This is a genomic window from Bordetella ansorpii (assembly GCF_900078705.1).
GTDB lineage: Bacteria > Pseudomonadota > Gammaproteobacteria > Burkholderiales > Burkholderiaceae_B > Bordetella > Bordetella ansorpii_A.
The window spans coordinates 78,758-93,099 of the sequence record NZ_FKIF01000002.1 but is presented as its reverse complement, the minus strand read 5'-3'; the positions used below and the strand labels follow the sequence as shown (position 1 = coordinate 93,099).

The following is a 14,342-nucleotide window of genomic DNA, read 5'->3' as shown; positions in this document are numbered from 1 at the left end:
TCCTCCCCGGCGCCGTTTTCGCGATCCTGCGTGCTCATGATGCGAAGTCCTCGGGGTGCAGCGGCGGCACGGGGCGGACCTTTTCGCCCGCCGACACCGTATGCACGCCTTGCCACACGATGCGTTCGTCCTTGTCGATGCCCGCGGAGATCGTGACGGTGCGCTCGTTGAAGCGCTGTACAGTGACGCGGCGCAATTCCAGTACGTCTTCGCCCGCCTTCACGACCCAGACCGCGGGTTCGGGACCGTCGTGGAACAGGGCGGTGGAGGGCAGCGTGTAGGTGGCCGTGCCGTCCCGGGCCTGATCCAGCGCGATGTTGGCCGTCATGCCTAGGCGGGCCTCGGCGCCGGCGTCGTGCAGGGTGAAGCGGGCGCGGAAGGTGCGGGTGCGCGCGTCGGCCGCCGGAGACAGCTCGCGCAGCGTGGCTTGCAACGTGCGGCCCGGCGCGGCGGGCAGCGTGACGGTGGCGCGCTGTCCGATGCGCAGGCCGGCCAGGATGTTCTCGGGCACGTCGGCGGTGACGTCGACGTCGCCGGCCCAGGCCAGGCTGTAGACGGGATCGCCCGCCGCCACGTTCTGGCCGGTGTCGGCGCGTTCGGCGGTGATGACGCCCGCGTGGTCGGCGACCAGGGTGGTGTAGCCGAGCTGGTCCTTTGCCAGCGCGGCCTGCTGGGCGGCGCTGTCGCGCTGGGCCAGGGCCGATGCATAGGCGTTCTGCGTCTGCTCCAGCTGGCTGGCGGCAATCAGTTGTTCGCGGGCCTGGGCACGGTCGCGGTTCAGTTGCTGGCGCGCGAACTCCAACTGGTGCCGCGCCGCGGACGCTTGCGCCTGGGCGGCGGCGGCGTTCTTGGCGGCGTCGGCGGGATCCAGGCGGGCCACGGCCTGGCCTGCCTTCACGGCGTCGCCCAGCCGCACCTTGCGTTCGATGATCTTGCCGCCGACGCGGAACGACAGCTGCGTGCTGTAGCGCGCCTCGATCTGGCCGGGCAGCGTGACGCGCGGCGCCTGGGCATCGGGCTGGGCCGGCATGGCGACCACCGGGCGGGGCGCGGGCGGCGGGGCCTCGCTCTTGCCGCAGCCGCCCAGTGCCGCCAGGCACAGAAGCAGCGCGGCGGCGCGCGGAACGAAGATCGGCGAGCGCGCGGTAGGGCGCGGACCAGGAGCGGGCATGAAAACCTCGACGCGGGTGGGAGCGGCGCCGGACTACGGCGCCGCGGCGGAGTGCGATGGGCGGAATTCTAATTCAATACTGTATTCAAATACAATAATGAATCCGAAATCGCCTGAAGTGCTACACTGCCGCGATGGAAAAAGTCCGACTGACGCGCGAACAGAGCCGCCACCAGACGCGCCAGCGCTTGTTGGACGCGGGGCAGCGCCTGTTCGTCGCCAAGGGCTACACCGCCAGCAGCGTCGAGGACATCGCGGAGGAGGCCGGCTACACGCGCGGCGCGTTCTACTCGAATTTCGGCGACAAGTACCAGATGCTGATGGAGCTGTTGCGCCGCGACCACGAGGCCCATACGAGCGAGATGCAGGCCATCTTCGACGGCGAGGCCACGCGTGAAGACCTGGAGTCGCGCATCGTGGCCTTCTACAGCCAGCTGTACCGGGAAGACGACTGTTTTCTGTTGTGGGTCGAGGCCAAGCTGCTGGCGGCGCGCGACCCCCAGTTCCGTGAACCCTTCCTGGCCTTCACGCGCGAGAAGCGCGCGGGCGTGGCCGAGTACGCGCGGCAATTCATGCAGCGTACCGGTGCCCCGCTGGGCATGACCCCCGATGAACTGGCCCTGGGGCTGGTCGCCTTGTGCGAGGGTGTCATGTTCAGCCATACCTTCGATCCCCAGGAAGTCACCGGCGAGCTGACCGAGGCGGTGCTGGGCGGGTTCTTCCGGCGCGTGGTGTTCGGGCGGACCTAGGCTGCGCCTTCGGTGCATGGGCCGCGCACGGGCCGCCTGGCGGATTGACTGATGCGGAATCAGGGCCGCAAGGCGCGTGGCGCCGCCGCGTAGAATTCTTCGCATGTCCCGCCGCGCCCCTGCCCTTGCACGCCCGCCGAGCCTTGTGCTGTTCGGCCTGCTGCTGTTTGCGCTGACGCTGCGCGCGCTGGTGCCGGCGGGTTATATGCCCGACGTGCGGGCCCTGCGCGAAGGACGCCTGGCGCTCGAGTTCTGCGCGGCGGCGGGCGGCTTGCCGAGGGCGCCGCGCGTGCCATGGCCGGCGCCGGACATGCACCACGGCATGGATCACGCGGACAGGGTCCGCGTGCAGATGCCCGGCATGGAGATGCCCGGCATGCACATGGCGCGGGGCAGCCCGGCGTCGGGCCACGGATCGCACGATCACGGCTCCGATCACTCCGGCGCGGCGGGCCAGGAATGTCCGTTCGGCCTGATCGCCCATCAGGCGCTGGATACGCCGGTGGCGCTGGGGGTGGCGCCGATGCGGGCCTTCGGCCGCGCCGACCTGCCCTCGCCCGCCGACCGTCCGGCCCCGCCCATGCCCGCGGTCGGTCCGCCACTGGGGCAGCGCGCGCCCCCTGTCCTGTCCGCATGACACCGTAACCGGGTGCGCGCCGCCGCGCGCACGAAGGTCGCCCCATGCCGGCGACGCCTGTCGTTCTCCGAGATATCCATGTCCACGCAAACCCTGGAATCCGCGTCCTCGCGCGCGCGGACCACGGCGGGCAGCCGCTTGCTGGCGCTGCTCACCCGTCTGCATTTCTACATCGGGCTGTTCGTCGGCCCGTTCATCCTGGTGGCCGCGGTCACCGGCACGCTGTTCGTCCTGACGCCCCAGATCGAGTCCTGGCTGTATGCCGATCAACTGCGCACGGCCAGCACCGGGCCTGCGCAGCCGCTGGCCCGGCAGGTCGAGGCCGCGCAGGCCCGCATCGGCGCGGGGCCGAGGCTGTTCGCGGTGCGTCCCGCTCCCCAGCCCGGCACGACGACCCGCGTGATGTTCTCGCAGCCCGGCCTGGGCGATTCCGAGAGCCGCGCGCTGTTCGTCGATCCGGTCACGCTGGCCGTCAAGGGCGACATGATCGTCTACGGCACCAGCGGCTCGCTGCCGTTTCGCACCACGCTGGATTATCTGCACCGCAACCTGATGCTGGGCGAACTGGGCCGCAACTACAGCGAGCTGGCCGCGTCCTGGATGTGGATCGCGTCGCTGGGCGGGCTGGTGCTGTGGTTCGTTTCGCGCCGGCGCAACAGCGCGGCCATGGCCTCGCGCAGCCCGCGCCTGCGCACGCGCCGCTGGCACAGCCTGCTGGGCCTGTGGCTGGCGGCCGGACTGCTGTTCCTGTCGGCCACCGGACTGACCTGGTCGAACTGGGCGGGCGGCCGGGTGGATCTGCTGCGCGCGCAGTTGGGCTGGGTCACCCCGTCGGTGTCGCTGGCGCTGCCGGGCACGGCGGCCGCCGCCATGCCGATGGCGGGCGAGCATGCGCATCATCACGGCAGGCTCGGCCAGGGCGCGATGCCCGCGCCGGCGGCCCAGGGCTTCGACGCCGTGCTGGCGTCGGCACGTGCTGGCGGCATCGACTCGAACAAACTGGAGATCCGCCCGCCGCGCGCGGCCGGCCAGGGTTGGATGGTGCGTGAGGTGGACCGCTCCTGGCCCACGCAGGTCGACACCGTGGTGATCGATCCCGACAGCCACGCCATCACCAGCCGGGCCGATTTCGACACCTTTCCGCTGATCGCCAAGCTGATCCGCTGGGGCGTGGACATGCACATGGGCATCCTGTTCGGCTGGCCCAACCAGTTGCTGATGGCGGCCATCGGCGCGGCCTTGTCGGTGATGGTGGTGCTGGGCTATCGCATGTGGTGGCTGCGGCGGCCGGCCGCGGGCGTGGGGGCGCTGACCCTGACGCAGGCGTGGCTGGACCTGTCCCGAGGATGGCGCGTGCTGGCCGTGATCGTGGCGGTGGCGCTGGGCTGGTGCCTGCCGGTGATGGGCGTGAGCCTGATTGCGTTCCTGGCGGTGGACGTGGCGCGCAGCCTGTGGCGAGGCGCCCGCGTGCAGGCGCGCCCCGCCTGAGCCCGCGCTACGGATATCCCGCCGCGACGTGCGGGTTGCGGAACGGCAATTGCGACAGGTCCTGGCAGGCTGGGCCTGGCGCATCGCAATCGATGATTTCCGCGCAACGGTCGGCGAACGCCGCGCGGAAATGGTTCTTCGCCTTCACGCACAACAGCCGCAGCGCATCCAGGTCGATGCCGTGCAGGGCATAGAGGGCGGGATCGTCCAGCGCCACGACTCTCTCGGTGACGATGACGCGTACCGAGGGTGGGTCCTGCAGCGTCAGCACCGCGCTGCGCCCGCACTGCCGTTCGACGCCGGTCTGCATCGGCCCGGTGTTGCGGAAGACGCCGTCGGTCAGCCGGTCGACTCGGACGCGTGCGGCCACGCCCGGACCGAAGTGCGGGCCATGGCGTCCGCCCAGCACCACGTCCAGCGCGCCACGAGGCCCGCCCCGATGTTGGCGCCGGCGCCGGGCTTGTTCTCCACCACCACCGTCTGCTTCAAACCCTTGGACAGGCCTTCGGCCACCAGACGGGCCAGCAGGTCGGTCGTGCCGCCCGCGCCGAACGGCACGATCAGCGTGATGGGACGCGTCGGCCAGTCATCGGCCGAGGCGGCGGGGCTGGCGGCGGCCAGCAGTGCCGCCAGCCCCGCGCCCGCCAGGAGGTTGCGGCGCATCCGCCGCGTGGAGTGTTCGCCGTGCCGTGCCATGTTTTTTCCGCCTTGAGGAATGACTTTTCTGAGGTAAAGAACATATGATCTATGTTCAAGTAAAATAGATCATATGTTCCGACTCTTCGGCCGGTCAAGCTCCTGAGGTTTTTTCCTGGAATCGCCATGACGCACATCATTCACCGCAATCCCCGCAAAACGCTGGCCACCGCCGTGGGCGGAGAAGGCAGCTTCCTGGTCGACCAGGACGGCAAACGGTATTACGACGGCTCCGGCGGCGCGGCGGTGTCGTGCCTGGGCCACGGCCATCCCGAGGTGGTCGAGGCCGTGGTGGCGCAGGTGCGCAAGCTGGAGTACGCGCACACCAGCTTCTTCACCAACGAACCGGCCGAACGGCTGGCCGATTTCCTGGCGCGCCGTTCTCCGCCCGGATTGTCGAACGTTTATTTCCTGTCGGGCGGCTCCGAGGCGGTCGAGACGGCGCTGAAGATGGCGCGGCAGTATCACGTCGAGCGCGGCCAGCCGCAGCGCCGCCACACCATCGCGCGGATGCAGAGCTATCACGGCAATACGCTGGGCGCCCTGGGCATCGGCGGGCATCGCGGCCGGCGCGCCCTGTTCCAGCCGCTGCTGGTGCCCACGCGGCATGTGTCGCCGTGCTTCGCGCATCACTACAAGCAGGCGGGCGAGTCCGACGACGATTACGGCACGCGCCTGGCGCGCGAACTCGAGGACACCATCCTGGAATTGGGCGCGGACTCGGTATCCGCCTTCATCGCCGAGACGGTGGGCGGCGCCACGGCGGGCGCCGTGTGCGCGGTGCCGGGCTATTTCCGCAAGATCCGCGAGGTGTGCGACCGCCACGGCGTGCTGCTGATCCTGGACGAGGTGATGAGCGGGCTGGGGCGCACGGGCCATTACCACGCGTTCGAGGCCGAGCAGGTCGTACCGGACCTGCTGTGCCTGGCCAAGGGGTTGGGCGGCGGTTACCAGCCGATCGCGGCGGTGATCGCGCACGACGGGATCGTGCAGGCCTACGCGGCGGGGTCCGGGGCATTCCAGCACGGGCATACGTACGTGGGCCATCCGGTGGCCTGCGCGGCGGCGCTGGCGGTGCAGACGGTGGTCGAGCGCGACGGGCTGGTGCAGCGTTCCGCCGCGCTGGGCGCTTATCTGCAACAGCAATTGCGCGCGCGTTTCGGCGATCACCCGCAGGTGGGCGACGTGCGCGGCCGCGGGCTGTTCCAGGCGGTGGAGTTCGTGGCGGACCGCCAGGACGGCACGGCCTTCGCGCCGCGTGTGCAACTGCACGCGCGCATCAAGGACGCGGCGCTGGCGCGCGGCCTGCTGTGCTACTCGGGCGGGGGCACCATCGACGGCGAGCGCGGCGATCACGTCCTGCTGGCGCCTCCGTACGTGACCAGCGAGGCGGAACTGGACGCGGCGATCGAGTGCCTGGCGCAGGCGGTGGATGCCGCGATCGGCCAGGCACGCGCCTTAGAATAGGCGCTTTTCCACGTCCCCCCGCCTCCAGGAAGTCCGATGGACAAGCGCAGCCTCGACAAACTGATCGAAGCCCGGTATGCCAGCCTGCCCGCCACGCTGCAACGCGCCGCGCGCCATGCGGTCGACCATCCGAAAGACCTCGCGCTGCATTCCATGCGCACCGTGGCGGCCAACGCGGGGTTGCAGGCCAGCGCCATGCATCGCCTGGCGCGGCAGTTGGGCTTCGAGGGCTACGAGGCGATGCGGGCGGTCTACCGGGAGTGGCTGGCGCAGGGCGCCGGCTCTTTTTCCGACCGGGCCACGGATCTGCAACGCCGCGGCGCCGGCCGGCAGGCGGAGCCGCTGCTGCGCGACCTGCTGGAGGCCGACGGCCGCAACCTGGCGCAGATGCGGGAGCCCGTCGTGCTGCACGGGCTCGAAGCCGCGCGCGACGTGCTGGCCGATGCGCGCCGCATCTACGTGGTCGGCTTGCGCAGCCTGTTCCCGGCCGCCTTCTATTTCAACTACGCGTGCGGCATGTTCCAGCAGAACACGACGCTGCTGACCGGCATGGGCGGCATCTTCGCGGACGAGCTGCGCGGCGCCGGCCCCCAGGACGCCATGGTGGTGTTCAGCTACGAGCCCTATGCGCGCGACACCGTCTCGGCCGTGGCGTATGCGCGCGAACTGGGGGTGCGCATCGTCAGCGTGACCGACAGCACGGTATCGCCCATCGCCGCCCAGGCCCGCGCGCTGGTCGTGGTGCCCAATGCCACGCCGTCGCTGTTCCCGTCGGTCGTGCCGGCTCTTGCCGTGGCGCAGGCGCTGGCCGCCCTGCTGCTGGCCGGCGCGGGCGAGGCCGGCCTGCGCGAGGTGGCGCGCAGCGAGGCGCAGCTGCGGCAATTCTCGGTGTACCAGGACGGCCGCCAGGGATGAGCGCGGCCGAGCCGTTCAGCCAAACCGCTCCAGCCTGAACGGCCTCGGATCCACCACCGGCGCGTCGTTCATCACCATCTGCGCCGTCAGCAATCCCGCGCCCGGCCCCAATCCAAATCCGTGACCGGAAAAGCCGGTCGAGATGAACAGGCCGGGTATTTTCGCCGCCGGTCCGATGATGGGCACGGCATCGGGCGTCACGTCGATCATGCCGCCCCAGGTCTGGATCAGCTTGGCATTCCTGAACACCGGAAAGGCCTGAACCAGGTTCGCCAGCCCTTCTCGCACGGTGGCTTCCGACGGCTTGGGGTCCAGGATGCGTTCGCGCTCGAACGGCGAGATCTCGTCCAGTTGCCAGGTCTTGGGCGTCTGCCATTCCTTGATGAAATGGTTGCCCACGTTCAGGCGCAGTTCCTTGCGGTTGCGCGCGAAGCTCGACCAGTATTCGCGGAACAGCCGGAAGTTGTCGGGCGCCAGCGGCACCATCGTGCGGTTGCGCAGCGAGATCGTATAGGTGCCGTCCAGCCGGCGGCGGTACGAGAAGTTGTCGCCGCCGATCGGCATGCCGGTGGGGCCGTCGACGGCCGATACGCGGCCCACGCTGCCCAGCACCTTCAGTTGCGGCAGCGAGATGCCCAGCGTGCGCGCGAACAGGCGCGACCAGGCGCCGCCGGCCAGCACGACCGCCGTGCAGCGGATCTCGCCGCGCTCGGTCACCACGCCCGTGGCGCGGCCGCCTTCCTGGATCAGTCCGCGCACCGCGCAGCCCGCCAGGATGCGCGCGCCGGCGGCCTGCGCGGCGCGGGCGATGGCGGACGTGGCCAGCGAGGGCTCGGCGCGGCCATCGCTGGCCGTATACATGCCGCCCATGAATTCGGCGGATGCGCCCGGCACCTGGCGCGCGAGCTCGCTCTTGTCCAGCAGCCGGGTGTCCACGCCGAACTGGTTGGCTTCGGCGTGCGCGGCCTGGTACAGCGCTTCTTCCCGCGCCGAGCGGTACACATAGGCGATGCCGGTCTGGCGAAAGCCGGTTTCGATGCCCTGCGCCTGGAAGTCGCGCCACAGCTGCTGGCTGGCGATGCTCAGGGGAATCTCGGCGGCGTCGCGGCCCATCTGGCGCACCCATCCCCAGTTGCGCGAGGATTGCTCCGCGCCGATCAGGCCTTTCTCGCACACCACGACACGAACGTTCTTCCGGCTCAGGTACAGCGCCGTGCAGATCCCCACGATGCCGCCGCCGATGACGACGACGTCCGTCTGCGGCGGAAGCGTGTCCGCCTGCAGCGAGATGGGGTCAGGAATGATGCGGCTCATATCGATCCTAGGGGGGCAAGGATGTGTTCAGGGAGGACGGTGGAAGGATTCAGTAGCCGCGCTGCCGGTCGTACAGCTGCGGCAGCGGCAGGCCGCGTTCCCAGCGTTGCATCATGTCGGCGGCCTTGCGCGCGCGCTCGCGCCGGTCGGGCGTCGAGCCATAGTGCGGCGTGACGGTGACGCCAGGGTGTTGCCACAGGGGGGATTCGGCGGGCAGCGGTTCGACGTCGAAGACGTCCAGCACCGCGCCGCTCAACTGGCCGCTGTCCAGCGCGGCCAGCAGGTCCGGCACGAGCAGGTGATCGCCGCGGCCCGCGTTGATCACACAGGCGCCGCGCGGCAGGCCGGCGAACGTGGCGGCATTCAGGATGCCGCGCGTGGCATCGGTGGAGGGCAGCAGGCAGACCAGCACGTCGGTGCGCGCCAGGAAGGCGGCCAGTTCGTCCGGGCCGGCATACGCCTGGACGCCGGGCAGCGAGGCGCGTCCGCGCGACCAGCCCGCCACCTGGAAGCCGATCCCGGCCAGCCGTTGAACGGTCGGCGCGCCCAGTTGGCCCAGGCCCATCACGCCGACGCGCACCTGTTCGATGCGTGGCGGCGCGTCCAGCGTCTGCCAGCGCCGGTCGGCCTGGTTCAGCGCCATGCGCCGCGCCTGGCGGATCAGCATCAGCGTGGCGGTCAGCACGTATTCGCTCATCACGCCCGCGGTGCTGTCGGTGATCATGCGGGCGATGGGCAGGCCGGGCGGCAGCAGCGGATCGGCCAGGATGTTGTCCACGCCGGCGCCCGCGCTGATGACCAGCCTGAGGTCGGGCAGCGCGGCCAGGCGCCCGGCTTCGGGCGCCCAGACCAGCGCGTAGGCGATGCCGGCGGGGTCGCTCCGGGCTTCATCCCAGCCGACGACCTCGATGGCCGGATCGCAGGCGCGGAAATGTCCGCGCCATTCTTCCAGCGCCTGCGGGCCGCCCGAGTTGACCGTGATGCGCATGGTCAGACGGTGTAGTTCAGCGCCAGCCGGCCGCCGTCGACGTACAGCGTCTGGCCGGTGATGTAGCTGGACGCGTCGCTCAGCAGGTAGGCGACGGCATCGGCGACTTCTTCCGGCTCGCCCAGCCGGCGCATGGGCGTGCGGCTCATGATGCGGTTGCGGCTGGCTTCGTCGGCCATCACCGCGTTTCTGGCCAGCTCGGTGGCGATGGTGCCCGGCCCCACCGCGTTGACGCGGATGCCCTGGTCGATCAGCGCCAGCGACATCGCGCGCGTGAGCTGGGCGATGCCGCCCTTGCTGGCGTTGTACGACGCAATGCCCGGGATCGCGGTGACGGCGTTGACCGAACTCATGTGCACGATGGCGCCGCCGCCTTGCGCCGCCATGGCGCGGGCGACGGCCTGGCCGACCAGGAACGCGCCCTTCAGGTTGACGCCGATGACCAGATCCCAATCGGCTTCGGTGACGTCGAGGAACGGCGCGGGCCGCACGATGCCGGCGTTGTTCACCAACTGATCCACATGGCCGAAGCGCGCCAGCGTGGCGGCCAGCGCGGCATCCACGTCGACCTTCCTGCTGACGTCGCACGGCACGAACAGGGCCTGCCCGCCCAGTTCCTCGGCCAGCGCCTGGCCGTTCTTCCGGTCCACGTCCCAGAGGGCGACCGAGGCGCCCGCGTCCGCCAGGCGGCGCGCGCAGGCCGCGCCGATGCCTTGCGCGCCACCGGTGACGATGGCGGTCTTGCCGTTGAAGTCGAAGCGCGTCGTGCTGCTCATGCTGCATTCCTCGTGGGTAAAGAAGCCGGGCGCGCGGCCCGGCGGGGCCGGCACATCCGCCGGATCAACGTTCCACCGTGCGGTTCCAGCGCGCGTTGAAGGCCGGCCGCGTGGCGTTGATCTCGTCCCAGTCCAGGATCTTGGCGGTCTGCATGTAGCCCTGCACCTGCTTGAGCAGCGCCGCGTTCTGCTCGCTGGCCCGCACCGTGCGGTTGGACGGGAAGTGGCCGCCCTTCTCCAGCGCGGCCGATTGCGCCTCGGCCGACAGCAGGTAGTGCGCCAGCTTCTGCGACAGTTCGGGTTCCGTGTTCCTGGCGATCACGCATTCGCCCACCATCAGGATCACCGATCCCTCCTTGGGTTGCGCATACTCCACGGGGATGTCGCGCTTCTTCAGGCGCGCGATGGCGGTGGGGGTGAGCGGGAAGATGGCGGCCTCGCCACCCTGGATCATCTCGGCCAGCTTGGCCGAGTTGGGGATGTACTCCAGCACGTTGGGGCCGATGGTGCTGGACCATTTCTTGAAGCCGGGCTCGGTATTCTTGTCGTCGCCGCCTTCGATGCGGTTGTACATCAGGAAGGCGTGCAGGCCGAACGTGCTGCCCGAGGCCGACTGGAACACCACCTTGCCCTTGTACTTCGGGTCGGCCAGGTCCATCCACGAGGTGGGCGGCGCCCAGCCCTTGTCCTTGAAGATCTTCGTGTTGTAGCCCAGGCCCGTCATTCCCACGTCGATGCCGGCGGCCATGCGGTCCTTCATGACGGCGCTGGGGTACAGCTCCTTGAACACCGGGTCGTCCGTCATCTGCTGGCACAGGCCCATCGAGATGGCGCGAGCCATCACGCCGTCGTCCAGGAACATCAGGTGCATCTGCGGGTTGTCCTTGTAGGCTTGCGCCTTGGCCAGGACGTCGGTGGAGGTGCCGGGCACCACCACGATCTTCACGTTGTTGGCCTTTTCGAACGCCGGGAACACGTGCTGCGTGAACGCGCGCTCCATGTCGCCGCCGTTCATGCCCACGTACAGCGTCTTCTGCTGCGCCTGCGCACCGGCCACCGCGCCTGCGAGCATCAGCGCGCCGGCAATCCATTTCCCCAACGACTTTTTCTGATTCGTCATGTTCACTCCAGCGTTGCTCACGAGTAACTCAGGCTCGGCACGCAACGCCGTGAGCGGCGCCGCCTGTCGCTCGATGCGGGATGCATCGATGGTGTTCCGCACGGCTACTTCTGGCCGATCAGCACGCGGTCCAGGCCGTAGACCCGGTCGAGCACGAACATGGTGACGGCCGTCAGCGCGATGACCAGGGCCGAGACGGCCGCCATCATCGGGTCGATGGATTCGGTGGCGTACATGTACATGCGCACGGGCAGCGTCACCGTGCTGGGCGCGGTGATGAAGACCGACATGGTCAGCTCGTCGAAGCTGTTGATGAAGGCCAGCAGCCAGCCGCCCGACACGCCGGGCAGGATCATCGGCAGCGTGATCTTCATGAAGACCGAGGCCCGGCTGGCGCCCAGCGACTGCGCGGCGTGTTCCACCGACAGGTCGAATCCCACCAGCGCGCCGATGACCAGGCGCATCACATAGGGCGTGATGACGATGACGTGCGCCAGCATCAGCCAGCCGAAGCTGCCGGTCAGGCCCATCATGGCGAAGAAGCGCAGCAGCGCCACGCCCAGCACCAGGTGCGGGATCATCAGCGGCGACAGGAACAGGCCGTTCAGCGCATCGCGGCCGGGAAAGCGGTAGCGGGTGATGGCGATGGCCGCGGGCACCGCCAGCACCGAGGCGATGCTGGCCGAGCAGAATGCCAGCCACAGGCTGTTGCGGAAGGCCTGCATGAAGTCGGCGTGCGCGAACACCGCCTTGAACCAGCGCAGCGACCAGTCGGTGGTGGGCAGGGTGAGCGTCGAGCCGGGCGTGAACGCGGTCAGGCACACGATCACCAGCGGCGCCAGCACGAAGGCCACCACCAGCAGGTTGAACGCCAGCGCGAAAGGACCGTTTTTCTGCATGATCCGAGGTCTCCGTTCAGCCCAGGCTGCGGCGGTAGGAGCGTTCAACCATGCGGTTGTAGCTCATCATGATGATGATGTTGGCCACCAGCAGCAGCACCGCGATGGCGGCGCCCAGCGGCCAGTTCAGTTCGGTCAGGAATTCGTCGTAGACGATGGTGGCGGCCATTTTCAGGCGGCGTCCGCCCAGCAGCGCGGGAATGGCGAACGAGCTGGCGGACAGGCCGAACACGATCAGGCTGCCCGACAGCACGCCGGGCATGGCCTGCGGCAGCACCACGCGCCACAGGGTCTGCGCGCGCGAGGCATTCAGGGAATAGGCCGCCTGTTCCACGGTCGGATCCAGCTTCTGCAGCGAGGTCCAGACCGGAATCACCATGAACGGCAGCATCACGTGCACCAGGCCGATGATGATGGCGGTGGGGGTGTACAGCAGCGAACCCAGGCCCAGCGCCTGGGCGGCCGAACCGAGCGGACCATTCGGGCCCAGCAGCAGGCTCCAGCCGAAGGCCCGCACCACCAGCGAGATCAGCAACGGCGACAGCACCGCCAGCAGGAAGATCGAACGCCAGGGTTTGCGCATGCGCGACAGCACATACGCCTCGGGCGCGCCGATCAGCGCGCAGATCAGCGTGGTCAGTCCGGCGATCCAGAACGTGCGCCAGAAAATCTCCAGGAAATAGGAGTCCGTCAGCACCTGCCTGTACTGCTCCAGCGTGCGGCCGGGCTGGATGCCGGTGTTGTAGTCGAACTGCGCGAACGACAGCAGGAAGGTCAGCGCCAGCGGCGTCAGCACCAGCGTCAGGAACAGCAGGGTCAGCGGCAGCGAGCCCAGGATGGCGGGCAGGCCGTCGATGCGGGGCTTGGGCGGCGGCGGGGCCTGCATGGCTTGCGATGTCGCGCTCATGGCCTCAGCCCTCGGCCTGCAGCACGCGCAGCGTGCCCGCCGCCCAGTCCAGGCCGACCACCTCGCCGTCGGCGTGCGGCGCGCGGCCATCGTTGGGCGTCAGCATGGTCAGCGTGCCCAGCGGCGTGTCCAGGTCGTACTGCCACTGGCTGCCCAGGAAATAACGGGTGGCCACGCGGCCGTCCAGCTTGCCCTGCCCTTGCGCCACGGGCACCAGCTTCTCGGGACGCAGCGACAGGCTGATGCTGTCGCCGGCGCTCAGGCCGCCGGCCTCGATCGACAGGAGCAGCGGCCCGCTTTGCACTTGCGCCTGCGGGCCGGCCTTCGTGACGGTGCCCGGCAGCATGTTGGTCTTGCCGACGAAACGCGAGATGAAGTGCGAGGTGGGATGTTCATACATGCGGTAGGGCGCGTCGACCTGCGTGGCGCGGCCCTCCTGCATCACCACCACGCGATCGCTGATCGACAGCGCCTCGGCCTGGTCGTGCGTGACCATGATGGTGGTGGTGCCGATCTGGCGCTGGATGCCGCGCAGCTCGAATTGCATCTCTTCGCGCAACTGCGCGTCGAGGTTGGACAGCGGCTCGTCCAGCAGCAGCACCGGCGGACGGATGACCAGCGCGCGCGCCAGGGCCACGCGCTGCCGCTGGCCGCCCGACAGTTCGCGCGGGTAGCGGTCGGCGTACTTGTCCAGCTTCACCAGCGCCAGCGCTTCGCGCGTGCGGCGCTCGCGTTCGCCGCGTTCGATTTTGCGCATGGCCAGGCCGAAGGCCACATTGGCGCTGACCGTCATGTGCGGAAACAGCGCATAGCTCTGGAACACGATGCCCAGCCCGCGCGTGTTGGGCTTGGCATGGGTGATGTCGCGGCCGTCCAGCGTGATGCGGCCCTGTGTCACGTCGGCGAAGCCCGCGATCATCTGCAGCGTGGTCGTCTTGCCGCAGCCGGACGGACCCAGCAGCGACACGAACTCGCCCTGTTCCACCGCCAGGTTCATGTCGGTGACGACACGAAGATCGCCGTAGGTCTTGGAGACGTGCTCGAGCTGCAGGAATGCCATGTCGTGCCTCGTGGCCGCGTGCTCGCGGCGATTGCAAAGGCGCTCGTACCCGCGTCTGCGGCGGTCGGCGCCCGGTTGGAACGAGGCCAGTGTAGGAAGGTGTTTAAATGGCCGTCATTGGTGTTTTTCCGTAGAAAGGAAAATTTCTGAAGAAA

At 69.2% G+C, this 14,342-nt stretch carries 15 protein-coding genes; 5 read left to right on the top strand and 10 right to left on the bottom strand.

The window, feature by feature from the left end:
- Positions 1 to 34: 34 nt before the first annotated feature.
- Positions 35 to 1,171, bottom strand: a complete 1,137-nt coding sequence (locus A6745_RS04075) for an efflux RND transporter periplasmic adaptor subunit (RefSeq protein WP_066124075.1) — start codon at positions 1,169 to 1,171, stop codon at positions 35 to 37.
- Positions 1,172 to 1,305: 134 nt separating this feature from the next.
- On the opposite strand from A6745_RS04075, the gene A6745_RS04070 reads away from it, so the two are divergent.
- The 3 genes from A6745_RS04070 (at position 1,306) to A6745_RS04060 (ending at position 4,045) form a co-directional block, all read left to right on the top strand.
- A complete protein-coding gene (locus A6745_RS04070; protein WP_066124072.1) occupies positions 1,306 to 1,920 on the top strand; it encodes a TetR/AcrR family transcriptional regulator in 615 nt (204 codons plus the stop codon).
- A gap of 103 nt (positions 1,921 to 2,023) precedes the next feature.
- The gene (locus tag A6745_RS29195; protein WP_231885902.1) at positions 2,024 to 2,557 is read left to right on the top strand and encodes a hypothetical protein; all 534 of its coding nucleotides are present in this window, start codon (positions 2,024 to 2,026) and stop codon (positions 2,555 to 2,557) included.
- 78 nt (positions 2,558 to 2,635) lie between these two features.
- Positions 2,636 to 4,045: a PepSY-associated TM helix domain-containing protein gene (locus tag A6745_RS04060; RefSeq protein WP_066124067.1), complete on the top strand. Its 1,410-nt coding sequence runs from the start codon at positions 2,636 to 2,638 to the stop codon at positions 4,043 to 4,045.
- A 7-nt stretch (positions 4,046 to 4,052) separates the two neighbouring features.
- Here the strand turns inward: A6745_RS04060 and A6745_RS27620 are convergent, their stop codons facing one another.
- Both A6745_RS27620 and A6745_RS04050 read right to left on the bottom strand, forming a co-directional pair.
- Positions 4,053 to 4,415, bottom strand: coding sequence for an MlrC C-terminal domain-containing protein (locus tag A6745_RS27620; RefSeq protein WP_231885901.1), 363 nt, complete (start codon positions 4,413 to 4,415; stop codon positions 4,053 to 4,055).
- A complete protein-coding gene (locus A6745_RS04050; RefSeq protein ID WP_066124061.1) occupies positions 4,385 to 4,741 on the bottom strand; it encodes a tripartite tricarboxylate transporter substrate-binding protein in 357 nt (118 codons plus the stop codon). The genes A6745_RS27620 and A6745_RS04050 overlap by 31 nt, the downstream gene beginning before the upstream one ends.
- A gap of 126 nt (positions 4,742 to 4,867) precedes the next feature.
- Between A6745_RS04050 and A6745_RS04045 the strand changes: the two genes are divergently transcribed.
- Together A6745_RS04045 and A6745_RS04040 are read left to right on the top strand one after the other, a co-directional pair.
- Positions 4,868 to 6,208: an aspartate aminotransferase family protein gene (locus A6745_RS04045; protein ID WP_066124057.1), complete on the top strand. Its 1,341-nt coding sequence runs from the start codon at positions 4,868 to 4,870 to the stop codon at positions 6,206 to 6,208.
- Positions 6,209 to 6,244: 36 nt separating this feature from the next.
- On the top strand, positions 6,245 to 7,123 hold the full coding sequence (locus A6745_RS04040; RefSeq protein WP_066124054.1) for a MurR/RpiR family transcriptional regulator: 879 nt from the start codon (positions 6,245 to 6,247) through the stop codon (positions 7,121 to 7,123).
- A gap of 15 nt (positions 7,124 to 7,138) precedes the next feature.
- Here the strand turns inward: A6745_RS04040 and A6745_RS04035 are convergent, their stop codons facing one another.
- From A6745_RS04035 to A6745_RS04005, 7 genes are all read right to left on the bottom strand, one after another.
- On the bottom strand, positions 7,139 to 8,437 hold the full coding sequence (locus tag A6745_RS04035; RefSeq protein WP_066124050.1) for an NAD(P)/FAD-dependent oxidoreductase: 1,299 nt from the start codon (positions 8,435 to 8,437) through the stop codon (positions 7,139 to 7,141).
- A 49-nt stretch (positions 8,438 to 8,486) separates the two neighbouring features.
- On the bottom strand, positions 8,487 to 9,425 hold the full coding sequence (locus tag A6745_RS04030) for a 2-hydroxyacid dehydrogenase (protein ID WP_066124047.1): 939 nt from the start codon (positions 9,423 to 9,425) through the stop codon (positions 8,487 to 8,489).
- Positions 9,426 to 9,427: 2 nt separating this feature from the next.
- The gene (locus tag A6745_RS04025) at positions 9,428 to 10,201 is read right to left on the bottom strand and encodes an SDR family NAD(P)-dependent oxidoreductase (RefSeq protein ID WP_066124045.1); all 774 of its coding nucleotides are present in this window, start codon (positions 10,199 to 10,201) and stop codon (positions 9,428 to 9,430) included.
- 64 nt (positions 10,202 to 10,265) lie between these two features.
- The gene (locus A6745_RS04020; protein WP_066124042.1) at positions 10,266 to 11,321 is read right to left on the bottom strand and encodes an ABC transporter substrate-binding protein; all 1,056 of its coding nucleotides are present in this window, start codon (positions 11,319 to 11,321) and stop codon (positions 10,266 to 10,268) included.
- Positions 11,322 to 11,425: 104 nt separating this feature from the next.
- Positions 11,426 to 12,220 carry an ABC transporter permease gene (locus tag A6745_RS04015; protein WP_066124039.1) on the bottom strand — a complete coding sequence of 265 codons (795 nt, stop codon included), beginning with the start codon at positions 12,218 to 12,220 and terminating at the stop codon, positions 11,426 to 11,428.
- A 16-nt stretch (positions 12,221 to 12,236) separates the two neighbouring features.
- The gene (locus A6745_RS04010; protein ID WP_082852881.1) at positions 12,237 to 13,127 is read right to left on the bottom strand and encodes an ABC transporter permease; all 891 of its coding nucleotides are present in this window, start codon (positions 13,125 to 13,127) and stop codon (positions 12,237 to 12,239) included.
- A gap of 4 nt (positions 13,128 to 13,131) precedes the next feature.
- Complete coding sequence (locus tag A6745_RS04005) at positions 13,132 to 14,187, bottom strand: ABC transporter ATP-binding protein (protein WP_066124033.1); 1,056 nt, start codon at positions 14,185 to 14,187, stop codon at positions 13,132 to 13,134.
- Between the last annotated feature and the right edge of the window lie 155 nt (positions 14,188 to 14,342).

Coding starts and splice junctions, on each gene's coding strand:
- A6745_RS04075 (WP_066124075.1), bottom strand. CDS start 1,171: ATGCCCGCTCCTGGTCCGCGCCCTACCGCGCGCTCGCCGATCTTCGTT.
- A6745_RS04070 (WP_066124072.1), top strand. CDS start 1,306: ATGGAAAAAGTCCGACTGACGCGCGAACAGAGCCGCCACCAGACGCGC.
- A6745_RS29195 (WP_231885902.1), top strand. CDS start 2,024: ATGTCCCGCCGCGCCCCTGCCCTTGCACGCCCGCCGAGCCTTGTGCTG.
- A6745_RS04060 (WP_066124067.1), top strand. CDS start 2,636: ATGTCCACGCAAACCCTGGAATCCGCGTCCTCGCGCGCGCGGACCACG.
- A6745_RS04050 (WP_066124061.1), bottom strand. CDS start 4,741: ATGGCACGGCACGGCGAACACTCCACGCGGCGGATGCGCCGCAACCTC.
- A6745_RS04045 (WP_066124057.1), top strand. CDS start 4,868: ATGACGCACATCATTCACCGCAATCCCCGCAAAACGCTGGCCACCGCC.
- A6745_RS04040 (WP_066124054.1), top strand. CDS start 6,245: ATGGACAAGCGCAGCCTCGACAAACTGATCGAAGCCCGGTATGCCAGC.
- A6745_RS04035 (WP_066124050.1), bottom strand. CDS start 8,437: ATGAGCCGCATCATTCCTGACCCCATCTCGCTGCAGGCGGACACGCTT.
- A6745_RS04030 (WP_066124047.1), bottom strand. CDS start 9,425: ATGCGCATCACGGTCAACTCGGGCGGCCCGCAGGCGCTGGAAGAATGG.
- A6745_RS04025 (WP_066124045.1), bottom strand. CDS start 10,201: ATGAGCAGCACGACGCGCTTCGACTTCAACGGCAAGACCGCCATCGTC.
- A6745_RS04020 (WP_066124042.1), bottom strand. CDS start 11,321: ATGACGAATCAGAAAAAGTCGTTGGGGAAATGGATTGCCGGCGCGCTG.
- A6745_RS04015 (WP_066124039.1), bottom strand. CDS start 12,220: ATGCAGAAAAACGGTCCTTTCGCGCTGGCGTTCAACCTGCTGGTGGTG.
- A6745_RS04010 (WP_082852881.1), bottom strand. CDS start 13,127: ATGAGCGCGACATCGCAAGCCATGCAGGCCCCGCCGCCGCCCAAGCCC.
- A6745_RS04005 (WP_066124033.1), bottom strand. CDS start 14,187: ATGGCATTCCTGCAGCTCGAGCACGTCTCCAAGACCTACGGCGATCTT.